15 protein-coding genes are annotated in these 14,892 nt (G+C 47.1%); 12 read left to right on the top strand and 3 right to left on the bottom strand.

From position 1 onward, the window contains the following. The first annotated feature begins 426 nt into the window (after window positions 1-426). From H581_RS0124805 to H581_RS0124760, 10 genes are all read left to right on the top strand, one after another. Window positions 427-1,353 carry an NAD(P)-dependent alcohol dehydrogenase gene (locus H581_RS0124805; protein WP_028612359.1) on the top strand — a complete coding sequence of 309 codons (927 nt, stop codon included), beginning with the start codon at window positions 427-429 and terminating at the stop codon, window positions 1,351-1,353. 148 nt (window positions 1,354-1,501) lie between these two features. Next, entirely contained in the window at window positions 1,502-2,524 is a 1,023-nt protein-coding gene (locus H581_RS0124800; RefSeq protein WP_036720042.1) for a DUF3231 family protein, read from the top strand. Between the two features lie 200 nt (window positions 2,525-2,724). Next, complete coding sequence (locus H581_RS0124795) at window positions 2,725-3,072, top strand: YojF family protein (RefSeq protein ID WP_028612357.1); 348 nt, start codon at window positions 2,725-2,727, stop codon at window positions 3,070-3,072. A 23-nt stretch (window positions 3,073-3,095) separates the two neighbouring features. Next, window positions 3,096-3,752 (top strand): bacillithiol biosynthesis deacetylase BshB2, encoded by a 657-nt coding sequence (bshB2, locus tag H581_RS0124790; protein ID WP_028612356.1) that lies wholly within the window; start codon window positions 3,096-3,098, stop codon window positions 3,750-3,752. 75 nt (window positions 3,753-3,827) lie between these two features. Next, the gene (locus tag H581_RS0124785) at window positions 3,828-4,535 is read left to right on the top strand and encodes a DNA alkylation repair protein (protein ID WP_028612355.1); all 708 of its coding nucleotides are present in this window, start codon (window positions 3,828-3,830) and stop codon (window positions 4,533-4,535) included. A gap of 176 nt (window positions 4,536-4,711) precedes the next feature. Further along, entirely contained in the window at window positions 4,712-5,419 is a 708-nt protein-coding gene (locus H581_RS0124780; RefSeq protein WP_028612354.1) for a response regulator transcription factor, read from the top strand. After that, the gene (locus tag H581_RS0124775; RefSeq protein ID WP_028612353.1) at window positions 5,413-6,336 is read left to right on the top strand and encodes a sensor histidine kinase; all 924 of its coding nucleotides are present in this window, start codon (window positions 5,413-5,415) and stop codon (window positions 6,334-6,336) included. The genes H581_RS0124780 and H581_RS0124775 overlap by 7 nt, the downstream gene beginning before the upstream one ends. Window positions 6,337-6,442: 106 nt before the next feature. After that, window positions 6,443-7,951 carry an alpha/beta hydrolase family protein gene (locus tag H581_RS0124770; RefSeq protein WP_028612352.1) on the top strand — a complete coding sequence of 503 codons (1,509 nt, stop codon included), beginning with the start codon at window positions 6,443-6,445 and terminating at the stop codon, window positions 7,949-7,951. A gap of 32 nt (window positions 7,952-7,983) precedes the next feature. Beyond that, on the top strand, window positions 7,984-8,904 hold the full coding sequence (locus H581_RS0124765; RefSeq protein WP_028612351.1) for an ATP-binding cassette domain-containing protein: 921 nt from the start codon (window positions 7,984-7,986) through the stop codon (window positions 8,902-8,904). Further along, window positions 8,897-9,667 carry an ABC transporter permease gene (locus tag H581_RS0124760; RefSeq protein WP_028612350.1) on the top strand — a complete coding sequence of 257 codons (771 nt, stop codon included), beginning with the start codon at window positions 8,897-8,899 and terminating at the stop codon, window positions 9,665-9,667. The genes H581_RS0124765 and H581_RS0124760 overlap by 8 nt, the downstream gene beginning before the upstream one ends. Window positions 9,668-9,774: 107 nt before the next feature. Here H581_RS0124760 and H581_RS0124755 read toward each other — a convergent pair whose 3' ends face one another. Together H581_RS0124755 and H581_RS0124750 are read right to left on the bottom strand one after the other, a co-directional pair. Beyond that, window positions 9,775-10,371: a TetR/AcrR family transcriptional regulator gene (locus H581_RS0124755; RefSeq protein WP_028612349.1), complete on the bottom strand. Its 597-nt coding sequence runs from the start codon at window positions 10,369-10,371 to the stop codon at window positions 9,775-9,777. Window positions 10,372-10,421: 50 nt separating this feature from the next. Next, a complete protein-coding gene (locus H581_RS0124750) occupies window positions 10,422-11,180 on the bottom strand; it encodes an MBL fold metallo-hydrolase (protein WP_028612348.1) in 759 nt (252 codons plus the stop codon). 230 nt (window positions 11,181-11,410) lie between these two features. On the opposite strand from H581_RS0124750, the gene H581_RS0124745 reads away from it, so the two are divergent. Both H581_RS0124745 and H581_RS0124740 read left to right on the top strand, forming a co-directional pair. After that, entirely contained in the window at window positions 11,411-11,773 is a 363-nt protein-coding gene (locus H581_RS0124745; protein ID WP_028612347.1) for a hypothetical protein, read from the top strand. A gap of 207 nt (window positions 11,774-11,980) precedes the next feature. Then, window positions 11,981-12,505: a DUF6022 family protein gene (locus H581_RS0124740; RefSeq protein WP_028612346.1), complete on the top strand. Its 525-nt coding sequence runs from the start codon at window positions 11,981-11,983 to the stop codon at window positions 12,503-12,505. Between the two features lie 158 nt (window positions 12,506-12,663). Here H581_RS0124740 and H581_RS0124735 read toward each other — a convergent pair whose 3' ends face one another. Beyond that, the gene (locus H581_RS0124735) at window positions 12,664-14,769 is read right to left on the bottom strand and encodes an S-layer homology domain-containing protein (protein ID WP_169507544.1); all 2,106 of its coding nucleotides are present in this window, start codon (window positions 14,767-14,769) and stop codon (window positions 12,664-12,666) included. Window positions 14,770-14,892 lie beyond the last annotated feature (123 nt).

Here is a 14,892-nt window from a genome sequence, read left to right as displayed (position 1 = left end):
ATAATGTCAAAAAAAAGCACACCCAAAAACGGATCCAAATGAACCCACGGTGTATCAAATCAGGATCAAAGGCCATCTCGGGCCTCAATGGACAGACTGGTTCGGGGGTCTGACCATCACGCTGGAAGATAACGGCGACACGTTACTAACCGGACTGGTGGCCGATCAGGCTGCGCTGCATGGATTGCTCAAAAAAAGTGCGTGTTTTAGGAATGCCGCTGCTCTCGGTCAATCGCGTTACATCCGGCGAGTGAAGCAACTAAGGTATTAGCTGGAATATCAGAGGTATAAAAATAATCAGGGATAATAAAATGACAAACCGTAAATCCGAAACTTTGCTTGTGGCTATTGTTTAAAGGCGGAATGGCAAAACGGACGCAATAGCTGCACAGTATAATTACCAATCCATTAAAGGAGGATACGCATTTGAAAGCAATCGTATGTCAGAAGTATGGACCTCCCGATATTCTTGAATTAAAAGAGGTAGCAAAACCTGCTCCCAAGGACAATGAAGTTTTGGTTCAGATACATGCGACAACGGTAACATCAGGGGACTGCAGATGTCGAAGTTTCAACAGTCCTATCCTGTTCTGGATCCCAATGCGAATCTTTTTAGGCCTCAGAAAACCAAGACAGTCTATACTGGGGGTAGAGTTAGCCGGAGAAATTGAAGCAATAGGGAAAGATGTGAAACGATTTAAGAAAGGTGACCGGGTTTATGGATTAACGGGGATGCGTTTTGGTGCTCATGCCGAGTACACATGTATGCCTGAAGACGGAGTAGTGGCACTTAAACCGGCGAATGTGACCTATGAGGAAGCAGCTGCCGTTCCTTTTGGGGGAACTACAGCAATGCATTTTCTAAAAAAGGGAAATATTCAGAACGGTCAGAAAGTTCTTATCTATGGAGCGTCTGGAGCGGTAGGGACATCTGCGGTACAGCTTGCCAAGTACTTTGGGGCAGAAGTTACCGGGGTATGCAGTACTACGAATTTAGAATTGGTAAGATCTCTGGGAGCCGATAAGGTAATAGATTACACAAAAGAGGATTTCATGAGAAGAGGAGAGCAGTATGATATCATCTTCGATGCAGTTGGGAAAACCTCCAAATCTATTTGCAAGAAAGCACTAACGCCGAACGGGACATACGTCTCAGTTGAAGGACATGGGATGGCAAAGGAACGTACGGAAGATTTAATCTTTCTCAAAGAGCTCATTGAGACGGGGAAGCTTAAATCGGTCATAGATAGGCGCTATCCGCTGGAACAAATTCCAGAGGCTCATCGTTATGTGGATAAAGGCCACAAAAAGGGGAATGTAGTCATCACGGTTGAACATGCTAACAAAATCTGACTAAAGTCCTTATTAAGCTTAAGTTACGAGGTAGCGACACAATCAGCAGATAGCAATTTGAGAAAGTAAACAAAGCCGTATGGAATAAATTGCGAAACAATTTAGGATACTACTTCTAGATAAAAACATTGTTTAGTGGAGGGAGTACATGTCATCTCAGAAACCTCAAGTAAAATCAACGAATATCGAGTTAAGCTGTACTGAAATCGGGGGACTTTGGGGCGTTTATATGCAAGAAAGCATGACGGTATGTTTCCTTACCTACATACTGCATCATCTTCAAGATGGGCAGATAGTTCCGGTGGCTAAAGAGGCATTGAAAATATCGCAAGAACGAATAGATAAAATTAAAAAGTTCTTTCTTGCAGAAAATTTCCCGATACCCGCAGGGTTTTCGGAAGGCGATGTGAATTTAGCTGCTCCTCCGCTTTTTCACGATACGTTTGCACTAAGTTTCATCTACATGATGAATCGGCTGGGAATGATTAACTTCGCTTTTACTGCCTCTAATAACGTCCGGCTCGATGTGTTGGATTTTTTCAATGAATGCATACATACGTCTACCGAGATGTTCGGTAAAGCGGTGCGAATGATGTTGGAGAAAGGCATTTATGACCGCCCGCCGAAAATGAACTACCCTAATAAAATTGAGTACGTTGAGAAAGTCTCATTCCTGGACGGGATATTTGGTATGAAGCGGCCTCTCAATGCGATTGAGTTATCCGAAATATTCTTCAATATTGAGCGAAATTACTTTTCAATTATTATCATGCTAGGATTTGCACAAGTAATGGAAGATAAAAAATTAAAAGATGTAGTCATCAGAGGTAAAAAAATTAGTGAACAACAAATTGAGCTGTTTAATAATTTGCTTATGCAGGAGGATTTGCTCGGAACGGTAACGGTAAGCATGGAAGTAACCGCTTCTACTGTATCCCCGTTTTCAGATAAGCTTATCATGTCGATGATCAATATATTGAATTCGGTAGACATTCTCTTGATTTCACATGCCCTGTCTCTATCTATGCGAGCCGATCTCACAGTTCACTATACCAAAATCATTGCTGAGGTGATGTCGTATGCCAAAGATACATATAATATTGTGGTGGAACGGAAATGGCTTGAACAACCGCCTCTTACAACAAATCGAAAACAGCTGATTCAATCCTAATGGAAACGGAATCGTCAAATTGATGATTACAACCACCAAAGCAGATTAACAGCAAGCCCTTCGGGGCAGCGTCCCCAAGTCGAAGCAGACTTGGGGGCTTTTTGTCAGACGAAGGAATTCGCGGCATTATTGGAAGTTTTGCCATTTTCGGCTATAATCGCATACAAGCAACGCTGCAGCGTTGGGAAGGGAGACATCACATGCAGCCAATCAATACGAAGGCGATTCAGCAGCGGATCGACCGGATGAAAGACCAGGATTTGTACCTTCATCTTGAATTGACGACAGGCGCGTACGCTGCCCATCTGGACAGCTCGAAGCATCCGGCAGCCACATTCGTCAGCAATGCTGTCATTCGTTATACGCACGGATCGATTTCCGAGGGCGACGGACCGTACCGGGTCGGTCTGAAAATGCCGCAGGGCTGGGTTTATTCCGAGGGACTGACGCATTATGAGGAAAGTGACACGGAGCGATTGATCATGGCAGGGCATGACAGCCGGGGCAAGCTGGTCGTCGCTCTGCAGCTGAGCCGGGAGCCTTTCTGATAGAAGAGGAGATGAAGAACGCAATGGAACGTCACATACTTGTTGTGCTGCCGCATCCCGACGACGAGGCCTTCGGCTTGTCGGGAACGCTGGCGAAACATATCCAGGCTGGAACGACGGTCACCTATGCCTGTCTGACGCTTGGCGAAATGGGCCGTAATATGGGGATTCCTCCGTTTACCAACCGGGTCGGACTGCCGCAAATCCGCAAGCGGGAGCTGGAAGAAGCTTGCCGCGCGATCGGCATTCAGGATCTGAGAATGCTTGGCTTCCATGATAAAACAATCGAATTCGAAGAGCCGGAGCTGCTGGACGGCAGCATCTCGGCTTTGCTGGAAGAGGTGAAGCCATCGCTGGTCCTCACCTTCTATCCGGGTTATGCGGTCCACCCCGACCATGACGCCTGCGGGGCTGCCGTTGTGCGGGCCGTAGCGAAACTGCCGGCGAACAAACGGCCCCGCGTGCTCTGCATAGCCTTCGCGAGGAATCATGAACAGGCCATCGGACGTCCGGATGTTATTAACGATGTCAGAGGCTTCCTGAAACAGAAATTGGCTGCCATCAGCGCGCACCGTTCCCAGTTTCAAGCTGCGGAGCTGTTGGGCAGCAAGGCGTTGACGGACAAGGAACTTCAAGAGCGGTACGGCACGGAACGGTTCTGGACGTACCGGTTCAATTGACCGGAGAGTACGCTTCCGGTGGAGTCGGCACATAACCTTAAGGGCAAAATTTCCTAAAAGAAGGAGCGTTAAACCATGAATTTTGAAATGGTTATGCAGGAGCTTGAAGCTCTCGGCAAGGAGCGGCTTAAGAAAATGTACGTATCCAATGGCGCGCATGAACCGCTTTTTGGCGTGGCTACAGGCCAAATGAAGCCCATTTTCAGAAAAACAAAAATAAATCAGCCTTTGGCTGAGCAGCTTTACGCTACAGGGAACTACGACGCCATGTACTTTGCCGGCATCATTGCAGATCCAAAAGCGATGACGGAAGCGGATTTTGATCGTTGGATCGATGCGGCTTATTTCTATATGCTGTCCGATTTCGTGGTTGCCGTAACCTTGGCAGAAGCGGATATCGCACAGGAAGTAGCCGATAAATGGATCGCAAGCGGCGAAGAGCTGAGAATGTCAGCGGGCTGGAGCTGTTACTGCTGGCTTTTGGGAAATCGTCCGGACGGAGAATTTTCCGAAGAAAAAATAGCCCATATGCTTGAAATGGTGAAAAATACGATTCACGATGCTCCCGAACGAGCGAAATACGCGATGAATAATTTTATTTACACAGTAGGAGTATCCTATTTGCCGCTCCATGATAAGGCGGTCGAGACCGCAAAGGCAGTAGGCCCGGTAGAAGTCAAAAAGGACAAGAAGAAAAGCAGCTTCCTGCTCGCTTCCGAACGTATTCAAAAGGCAGTGGACAAAGGGGAGCTTGGTTTCAAACGCAAACATGTAAGGTGTTAAACGATTGTTTCGCCACAAGAAATGACTTGGGCATTCAAGCCATTCAGACTGCATCAGGAATTCCGGATGGGAACGAGAATAGGAAGAATGACCTCAAGTTATTGCGGACTTGAGGTTTTCCTATTTAATATTAAGCTGTACGGTTCTGATTTTTCTGAAAGAAGGGAGCATCCTGCATGAAGAAGATTCTCGTCGTTGAAGACGATATTGAAATCAATCAACTCGTTACCAAATACTTGGAAAAAGAAGGCTTCGCAATCCACTCGGCTTATGACGGCAAGGAAGCGCTCACGTATATCGCCAATCATGAATACCAGCTTGCCATATTAGATTTAATGCTCCCGCAAGTAGACGGCCAGGAGGTTTTACGCAAAATTCGAGCAAAGGGAACGATCCCCGTTATCATTTTATCGGCTAAAGATAGAGAAATGGACAAAATACGGGGATTAGAACTTGGCGCCGACGATTATATGACCAAGCCGTTTACCATCGGGGAGCTTCTTGCAAGGGTTAAAGCGCAGCTTCGCCGCTACATGGATTTTAATTCGGAAACCGCCGGTTTTGAAGCCGAGGTGATCAAGCATGGAGATTTGGAGCTTCATACGAACACATTCGAGGTCATTGCCGACGGCAGGAGAAAGTCTTTGACGGCAAAGGAATTTGCGATATTGAAGCTATTCTTAACCCATCCCACCCGCGTTTTCTCGAAGTCGCAAATATTCGAATTCGTGTGGCGGGAAGAAAGCATATCCGACGATAATACCGTTATGGTTCACATCAACAGGCTGCGGGCCAAGATCGAGAAGGATCCGTCAAATCCTGTATATATCCAAACGGTGTGGGGATTTGGTTATAAGCTTGGAGAGAGCGGGAACATATGTTAATACAGATTCTCGTGATCTTGCTCATTCTACTTTGCATCTTTCTCCTATCCCAACGCCGTCAGCTGCTTCATGAAATAAAAAGGATAACGGAGACGACGGAAGAAATCCGAGCAGGCAATCTTAACTTGCGGTATCGCACGCGTATGTCGCAAAAGCCTGTCGAGAGATTGGGCGGAGAATTAAACCGGCTCATGGATCATTTTCAAAAAAAGGTAGAACGAACCCAATTTCTGGAGGAAGAGCGCAAGCGAATGATCGCCAACATTTCGCATGATCTGCGCACGCCGCTAACCTCCTTGCTGGGATATCTGGAAGCCTTGCGGAATGATGCGACACTGACTGCCGAAGAAAGAAACGACTTTATCCGAATAGCCTCAGGCAAAGGAAACGCTTTGCTTGAACGGCTTCAGGAATTTTTCGAGCTGGCAAAATCGGAAGCCGATGATACGATAGCCGAGCTTCGAAGAGTCAACTTAACGGACATCGTGCAGGAAGTGATGCTCGGGTTTTACCCGGCGTTTCAGAAAATCGCGCTTACGCCTACAGTCCATATTCCGGATTCTCCTCTGTATGTCATGAGCGATAGCGTTTCTTTGCGGCGTGTATTAGAAAACCTGATATCGAACGCTTTGCGTTACGGCCAGGATGGCAAAGAGATCGGCGTTGCCGTTCGGGAGGAGACGGATGAGGTGTGGGTGGATATATGGGATCGCGGCATTGGAATTCCGCCACAAGATGTGCCCCGAGTGTTCGAGCGCTTCTATACGGGGGAGGTTTCAAGAAACGCATCTCTTCGAGGCACGGGATTGGGACTTACGATTGTGAAGAATTTGGTCGAAAAACAAGGAGGCCGGATTACCTTGTCCAGCAAGCCGGGCGAGGAAACCGTTTTTTCATTCAGCCTGATCAAAGGTTGAGCGTCTGCAGAAACGGGCTGCTTGAAAAGTTAAGAACTTTGTTAGAAATATGAAAATGGGATGTTAAAGTGCGACGGTATACTTGGCTTTAGAAGGAGGAGGTCAAGTGAGAGAATTTGAAGTCGCATTGCTAGTCGTGAATTTGCTCGCGCTGTTTGCGGGCACAAGTAAAAGGTTATCCAGAGCTGTTTGGTTAGGAATCGCAGGCGTAAATGGGGTCATACTGGGTCTGCACGGCGTAATCGAAGGATTCCGTTATCAAATGGGTTTCGCCTACATTTTTGTTTTTCTGTTTGTCATTTACGCGGCAGTAAAGGCAACGATCCGATTCACGGAAACGAAAATCACCAAAATCCTGAAGGGAACCGCTATCGGCTTGTCCTGCCTATTCCTCGCGGTAACGGCTCTTGCGGCATATGCTCTTCCCGTGTTTCAACTCCCGGCACCAACGGGCGATTATGATGTGGGCGTTCAATATGTCTACCTGACGGATGAAAAGCGCAATGAGCCTTTTCTGGACGGATCGACAGACAAGAGGGAATTGGCGGTGAAAATCTACTATCCTGCCACCCAGGATCAGACCAAGCCCACTGCCGCTTATTTCCACAATTCATCCGAACTTATAAAGACATTCTCGAAAGGCAATCAACTGCCGGATTTCATGTTCAGCCACTTGCAGCTGGTCAAGACGCATTCGCGGGAAGGGGTGTCGCTGTCCGGGAAACAAGCGAACTATCCCGTCATTCTATTTTCCCACGGTGGCGGCACTAACATGGAAGTGCACGCCGCTCAAAGCGAGGACTTGGCAAGTCACGGATATATTGTTGTGGCCGTCAACCATACCTACGTCTCGTCGGCAACCGAGCTTCCCGGCAGAATCGTCACGGATCGGGAGGCGACTGTAAACTTTGAGGGCGACCCGCTAGCGAGCATAACCCAAATTATGGCGGATGACGTTAGCTTTGTGATCGACAAGCTCGCCGAAATGAACGCAGGGAAGACGGATTCGATCTTCGAAGGCAAGTTAGATCTGGACCGAATCGGTGCCGTCGGTCATTCCCTTGGCGGTGCGGCGGCGTACAATCTGGCTATCAACGAAAGCCGGGTCAAGGCCGCAATCAATTTGGACGGCGCGGTCTATGCCGCTGCTGACGGCGAGAAGCCGATCGCTCCATTGCTCATGCTGGCCAATGATGAGTATGGGATCCAGTCGATTATTCAAAGCGAGCCTTTCATGCTCAAATTGGAAGAGATACCGGCTGAACAACGGGAAGCGGTTGCGTCGGCTTATGGAGGCCAAGAAGCTTATACGGACATTTACAGGAAGCAGAAACAAGCGGCTGCCGGTCTTGCCAATATCCTGAAAGCATCCGACAGCTTATGGGTGATCGAAGGCAGCGCCCATATGAAATTCGCCGATATCGGACTTTTCATGGGTCCCGGTTTCAACCGCTTCATCGGTATCCATGGGGACACCTCGTCCAAAGAATGTCTGGCTATCGCCAAGTCCGTGACGTTGGCATTTTTCAACCGGCATTTGAACAACGAAACCCGGGACTCGCTGGAATCCGTGCTTCGTTCATATCCGAAGCTGCAAAAAGCGAAGTGGATGTAAAGCCGGTACAGTATCTGAAAGGAGGGTTGCTGGTGAGCATTATATTGCGGACCCGCCAACTGACAAAACGTTATGGCGCAAAAACGGTTGTGCACGACGTGAATATGACGATCGGAACCGGCGATATTTACGGTTTCTTGGGGCAAAACGGCGCAGGGAAAACGACAACTTTGCGGATGATTATGGGGCTGATCCGTCCGTCGGCAGGAGAAATCGAATTATTCGGCCATGCACGGCATGGGGACAAAAGGAAAACGATGGAGCGCATCGGCGCCATTATCGAATATCCAGGGTTCTATCTCAATCTGAACGCGGCGGATAATCTGGAAATCCATCGTCGTCTTATGGGCATGGGCAACAAAGAAAGCATAGACGATGCTTTAGCGACTGTCGGACTGCTTGATGCCAAAAACCAAGCCGTAAAAAACTATTCGCTTGGCATGAAGCAGCGGCTTGGCATTGCCCGCGCCCTGCTTCATCACCCCGAGCTTCTCCTATTAGACGAGCCTACAAACGGATTGGACCCCGGGGGAATAAAAGAAATGCGGCAGCTCTTCCTGAAACTTGCCAGGAAGCGCGGCATTACGGTTTTAATATCCAGTCATTTGTTAAGTGAAGTCGAACAGTTGGCCAATAAAATCGGCATCATCCATAAAGGGCAATTACTTGAGGAAATCGACTGCGAAACCTTGCAGAAGAAGACCCGGCACTATCTCAATTTGAAGGTGACGGACGAGAAGAAGGCCGCCTATATTTTGGAGCATATGCTGGGGACGACGGACTATGTCGCAGCCGGTCCAGGCGTCCTGCGCCTTTACGAGCATCTTGAGCAGCCGGATCAGGTCAGTTCGCTGCTTGCAAGCAACGGGGTCGGCGTGAAAGAAATGGCGTTATCGGGAGACAGCCTTGAGGATTATTTTCTGAAGCTGACAGGGGGTGAAGGGTTTGGCTAGTGTTTTCTTGGCAGAAATTATGAAGCTGAAGCATACAAAGATGCATTGGCTGGTTCTTCTCGGCATACTACCGGCGAACCTCGTTACTCTGTTTGCGTTCATGCCGAAAATTGCGCCCGATGGAACTCCTGCAGGGATTGACCTGCAGGATATGTTCTATCGACAAGGAATGACGCTTACTATTCTGGCGCCGTTTATGTTCGCCTTGATGACAGGCTACATCATCTCGCGCGAATATCAGGAACGTACGATTAACCAACTGTTTTCATACCCTATTCCGCGCGTACGGATTCTCTTTGCCAAACTGGCCGCTGTGTTTTTGCTGATCGCTATCACCTCAGCCCTCTCCTGCGTTTCAGTTACTGCGGCAGGCCTTATCATGTCTTTCAATCAACAAATCGATTTTGCAGTCGTTTGGTCGGGAATCCGAATGAACTTACTTGCTTGTCTCCTTTCGTTTGGCACAATACCTGTGGCAGCAGCGCTAAGCATGGTTGGCAAGAGCGTAATCCCTTCGACGGTGTTGGGGGTGCTTGCCACAATCGTTACCCTTATCGGAGAAATGGGACATGGCATGGATGGGGTCCTGTTTCCATGGCTGATGCCGTATTGGCCGGTTCGGGATTTAGCTCAAGGTTTGGCACAAAGCGGACCCAACCCTTATGCAGCTTCTGGAGCGGCCATACTTGCCATTACCTTTGTTGTCTCGCTTCTTTTCTGTATCGTATATTATGAAAAAGCGGAGATTCACAGCGGTTCTTGAAACCAAACGTAGAGGAACGTTGCGGTGAGCGTTGGATGGATGAGAAAACATAAAAATGACGCCTGGACGAGTTCATTCTAAGCGTCATTTTTGTTGTTCCGAGAAGCTTATCCATTCATCATTTCATGATCTATATATTTCATTACATTACTCGAGCAATGCCGAATGTATTTGCTGTCATCCAATAGCTTGCTCAGCATAAGTCCTCCTTCAATCACAGCAATCATATAGCTGCAGACCTCTTCAGGATCGATATCGCTTCTGAATTCTTTATTCTGAATGCCTTCGTTAATGATTCGGGTTAACTTTTCAAATAAAAGGTTCATTGCACGTTGAGCTCTATCTTTAAGCTGAGGGTGACCGTCGTCGCTTTCAACCGCTGTATTTAATATCGGACAACCGCCCTCCAATACATTGCTTTCAATTAACTCGATATATACTTTACATATAGCCAGCAGTTTCTGTTTCGAATTAACGGCGTTTTCCTGTTCTTTGGAAAGCAGTGATAAAATTTGTGAAAACGAATAATCGAAAGCGGCAAGGGCAATCTCATCCTTGTTTTCAAAATGATTATAGATTCCGCCCTTGCGTATACCGCAGCGGTTAATAATGTCAGAAAGGGAAGCCCCTGTATATCCCTTTGTATTAAATAAACCGGCAGACTCGCGAATGATATGCTCTTTCGTAATCTGACCCTTCCGCATGATAAAACCCCCATTTCAAAAAAATACCGTTTGGTCATAACATAATTATACTAGAAAGAAATAACCTCGCCATCGTCAGGAACATACGCAACATTCTCTAATCTGCGCTCCTTCAGAAATGCTCTGAGATGCCGGCGTTTGAAGGTGCAGTGGCTTATGGCATCCATATGAACGGCGACGATTTTCGTAGTTGGGGACAATTGCGCAATATGAACGATATCTTCGGCGGTCATGGTGATAATGGTTCCTAACAGCATCTGCGCGCGCGGCGTATTCAAAATCGCAATATCCGGTTTCGTTTCCCGGAATACATCCCCAATGGCAGGAGTGTAAATGCAGTCACCGACGATGTATATGGACCCGTCCACTGGCGTGCTTAATAGAAATCCGGACACGGGGCCGAGCAGCTTGGCGGCGATACCTTGTGCATGCTGCCCTTTAAACCGTTTCATCCGGATGGCGCACCATTCAAACGAATCATGAATCGCATATACGTTGAGGAAACCGGCAGTTTGTAAGAAGGCTTGATCCTCCGGTTGGCAGAAGACAGGTATTCTCTTGTTCAGAACGGAGATGGCTTTCTTATCCAGATGGTCAAAATGCCGATGGGTCAATAGAACCGCATCCATGTTATCAAACAATTGCAGAGGAACAGGCAGGGGGGTTAGCGGATTTCTGCGAAACGAACGTGTGAAAGGAACGGGCGGAAGCTCGCCTACATCGCTTAACATGGGATCGACGAGTATACGTTTGCCGTTCACGGTTAAGACGGATGTAGCATTTCGGATATGTTGGATAGAAATAGGCATGGGTAACAACTCCTAATCATTAAAGTACCGACCGGTCTGTTTTAAAATATCATAGTGATGTGTTCGTTACAAGCTTTTTTTTCCAGGTTTCTACTATTGTTATACGGGGCTAGTGTACTAGCCGGTTTTTTGTAAGGGATTTATTATATTTGTTATGGACTTGATTGGCTATAATAGCAATAGGATGGCGAAGGGTCATCAAATTCAAAGAAAGAGAATGAGGAGTACGTATGGTTGACGTTTTATGGACGATTTATTTAGGGTTGCTCGCAACAGCATCCCTCACTTTTTTAATAAAAGGAAAATATAAGACGAAACTAAGCAAAATAGATTTCGTCGTATCCATCATGACATGGATTGGATTGTTCGGGTACGTTACGGAAACAGCTATTCTAAATCCTACTGTCTGGAAATTTGTCTCCGTGGCAGCGTTTCTGTGGGATTTATCATTCACGATGCTTCTAAAAGGGTATGAAGGGGAAGAAATCCTGGAGGAGCTGCCGATTGTGGCGAGGAGAGTCTGGATGTTGATAACATTTGTTGTCATGGTTGGACCTTTGTATTACGGGTTGTTCAGATATGCCTTTGCATGATAGCGAGTAAAGAAACCGATCAGGTAATTGGTATTGGGTGGTCACTTCCGTAATAGTTTAAACTTCATATCTAAGGTTGTTCGTTTGTTTATAAGCACCAGCGGTGTTTTTTTCTTTATAACCTTGAGATTTGCATGAATGTTATAAAATGGAGGGGAAAGTAGAATCTCAAGTGAAAGGATGGGTTTAGAGGTGGGATCAACAAACTTGCAACAAATTGTATTGGATGGGAGCGGCGAAGCTCGCATCAAGAGCATTGCCCGCTACATCGAAGAGCATATTTCTTATAACTGGGAGACAGTTCTAGTGAACCATCGGGATAAACTGCTAAAGGCTTACGAGGAAGCAGGAGACGTGGCCTACGGAACGTATTTGAACCTATTGTTTCTTCCCATACACCGTCAGTTTAAAGAGGCCGGCCTTAATCCGGAGCCCCGGTTCCCAGGAAATTTTGACATCTCACGAGAATGGGGCAATGAGCAGCAGGATAACCAGCAACGCTGGATGTGGAGCACAATTTATGGTCCGCACCAAGAGCCGATCGGCACTATTGTCACTGTTGTCTTTCATGATCACACACAGTTTCAAGTGCCTCGGCAGCCAGAAATCCTGGCATTAAAAGAAGTGGGCAAGGAAGCTGTGGTTGAAGCATTGACCGCTCTCTCTCCAGAATTTGCCCAAGCGCTTGAGTTTACAGTCGAGTACGAGCTTTATTTGCAAAGTCTCGAATAATCTACTCAGCGTTCTCCGACGAATAGCGGTTTACTCTATAGCTTAACGATCGGTTACCGCTGCACCCCGTAGGAATACCGCAATAGTAGCATGAATTATTTATAAAAAAATCCCTTCGAGGGACGAGATTGCCGTCACCTTGAAGGGATAATTTACGTTTACTCGCTTTTCAACAAACGATAAGCCAATAGCGCGCCTTCAGCACGAGTCATGAGATTCTTCGGCGCGAACGTCTCGTTGTCGTAACCTACTACAATACCGATACTGGAAGCGGCATCGATAGACGGACGCGCCCATTCTGCTGCAAGGATGCGGTCAGTATAGGAAGATTCCGTTTCTGAAACCACTTTTTTACCGCTTTTGTACTCGTATGCTCTGGTGATCATGATGACCATTTCTTCACGAGTTACAAATTGATCCGGCGCAAAGTTTTCCGCGCTCTGTCCGCGTACAATACCTGCTTCGCTTGCCGCAGCTATTTCATCGGCATGAACGCTGCTGCTATTTACATCGGCAAATGAAGCTGCCTGGCTTGCTTTCAGGTTAAGCGTACGTGCGATCAGCGAGGTTAATTCAGCACGCGTCATTTGTTTCTTAGGTGCAAATTCGCTTTCGTTTACGCCATTTATAATATGCTTCGCTGAAAGCTCTTTAATGGCGTTGAAAGCCCAGAATTGATCCGATACATCAGTAAAGGTTTTATCGTATTCCAATACGGCATACTTGCTGAAATGGGTGACATCAGCTGCGATTACCCCGTCGGTTAACTGCCCGCCAACATACTCCAGACTGCCATCGTCGGCTATATAATAGACGCCGAGCAGTGCAGGTTTTGCGTCTTCGCGAACCTTCAGCCGAAGCGTGATCGCTTTCTTGAACTGATCAAGCACTTTTTCTTTGCCGTCGGCGCTAACGACAGAGAGCTTGAAATCATAGATTTCGCCAGCCGCTTTCAGCTCCGATTTGGATTTGCTTTTGGCCTTATTCAAGAGCGCTGTTGTTTCCTCCGGGTTTACGGTATCCAGCGTGAACTTGATTTGGGCTCCGTCCAATTGCTGGTCGGTCATGAAACTTCGCAGCTCTGTCAGCACCTCGGAAGGAATGCTCACGGACAGCTGATCATTACTCAATTCCAATTGGCGATCGCCAATAACTTTTGCAGCGTTGACAGGGAGCAGCACTTGCTTTGTCCCATTTGCGATATCAACGGCTACTTTATCCTTCGTTCCATTCCGCAAGCTTTCCTCGTTCACAACCACACGATCCTTATTGGGCTGTTTGCCAGGCTCTGTTGGAAGAGAAGGGGATGGACCGGTTCCCGGATCGGTAGGCGGATTAACCGGATCGGTTGGCGGCAGGGTACCCGAATTCCCGATGACCAAGTTGCGGAAATAAAGGCTGTTTGCTTCATCGAAGTATTGACCCGGGTACGGCGGGTAACCGCTGCCCCAATAACCTATCTTTACGCTTGCCGTATAAACCCCGTCTACAGGGAGAAAGATTTCGTTACCGGAACTGGTTGATGACAGCTTCACCAGGTATTGATGCCCCTCAATTAGATCCGTATTCAGGTTAAAGGTAAGTTCTCCTCTGGAATCATACGTATATCCGCTATAATATACGGACGAGCTTACCGTCTGGTCGATAATTTCAAAATCTCCGCCGGTAATGTCCATTGCCTCGGAATTGAAGGTCGTGTTCGTTGTACTGTTATAAGGGAGTCTAATGATAATTCCTTCCCCGGAAGTATTGCCGTTATAATCAGGAGTAAAACTGACAATATCGGAACCTGCAGGCAAGTAGGTTGCCCCTGTGACCGTAGGGATATGGAGCTGGCCTGGCATGCGGTAAGTCGTTAAATCAGCCGTCAAACTTGACATATAGCGGTACACGTCAGGATATTTTGAATGCGGAACCCCGGTTAAGCTGTATGTCGAGCCTTCCACATCAACGGATATGCTTGAGGGTGCTTGTCCCGCATAAGCCGTATATTCAACTATGTAATACGGCGTATTGTTGTCGTCATACAGTACACCGCCTATCTTACCAGTGGCTGCCTGTGTGCCCGACCCGGTATTCAAATTAACCTTAGCCGAATCGGGATCTCTCGTATACACATATCCGGTTAGTTCCGGATCCTTGAAATAGACATCTCCGGATACGGGGCGATAAACGAAATACATGACGCTAGCAGCATATGAAATGATCGGCATAAGCATCGAAGCCATTACCGAAAATAGCAGTATAATGCTAACTTTTCTCATCAATTTTTGCCTCATTTTTCTCATAACCCTCCACTAAGTGCTTTATGGTTGCTCTAGTATGTCTTCCATTTCCTTGTCATTTCTCCATAAACTCCTCCTTTGGCCGATAAAAACAAAAAAACG

It is taken from the genome of Paenibacillus harenae DSM 16969 (assembly GCF_000422465.1).
Taxonomy (GTDB): domain Bacteria; phylum Bacillota; class Bacilli; order Paenibacillales; family Paenibacillaceae; genus Pristimantibacillus; species Pristimantibacillus harenae.
Note: the sequence above shows the minus strand (reverse complement) of the source record. Positions and strands in the feature narration are given on the sequence as shown.

Excerpts from the sequence above, each read along its gene's own strand:
- H581_RS0124735 (WP_169507544.1), bottom strand. The coding sequence starts at position 14,769 with ATGAGAAAAGTTAGCATTATACTGCTATTTTCGGTAATGGCTTCGATG.
- H581_RS0124795 (WP_028612357.1), top strand. The coding sequence starts at position 2,725 with ATGCAGCCAATCAATACGAAGGCGATTCAGCAGCGGATCGACCGGATG.
- H581_RS0124775 (WP_028612353.1), top strand. The coding sequence starts at position 5,413 with ATGTTAATACAGATTCTCGTGATCTTGCTCATTCTACTTTGCATCTTT.
- H581_RS0124785 (WP_028612355.1), top strand. The coding sequence starts at position 3,828 with ATGAATTTTGAAATGGTTATGCAGGAGCTTGAAGCTCTCGGCAAGGAG.
- bshB2 (WP_028612356.1), top strand. The coding sequence starts at position 3,096 with ATGGAACGTCACATACTTGTTGTGCTGCCGCATCCCGACGACGAGGCC.
- H581_RS0124745 (WP_028612347.1), top strand. The coding sequence starts at position 11,411 with ATGGTTGACGTTTTATGGACGATTTATTTAGGGTTGCTCGCAACAGCA.
- H581_RS0124750 (WP_028612348.1), bottom strand. The coding sequence starts at position 11,180 with ATGCCTATTTCTATCCAACATATCCGAAATGCTACATCCGTCTTAACC.
- H581_RS0124780 (WP_028612354.1), top strand. The coding sequence starts at position 4,712 with ATGAAGAAGATTCTCGTCGTTGAAGACGATATTGAAATCAATCAACTC.
- H581_RS0124800 (WP_036720042.1), top strand. The coding sequence starts at position 1,502 with ATGTCATCTCAGAAACCTCAAGTAAAATCAACGAATATCGAGTTAAGC.
- H581_RS0124755 (WP_028612349.1), bottom strand. The coding sequence starts at position 10,371 with ATGCGGAAGGGTCAGATTACGAAAGAGCATATCATTCGCGAGTCTGCC.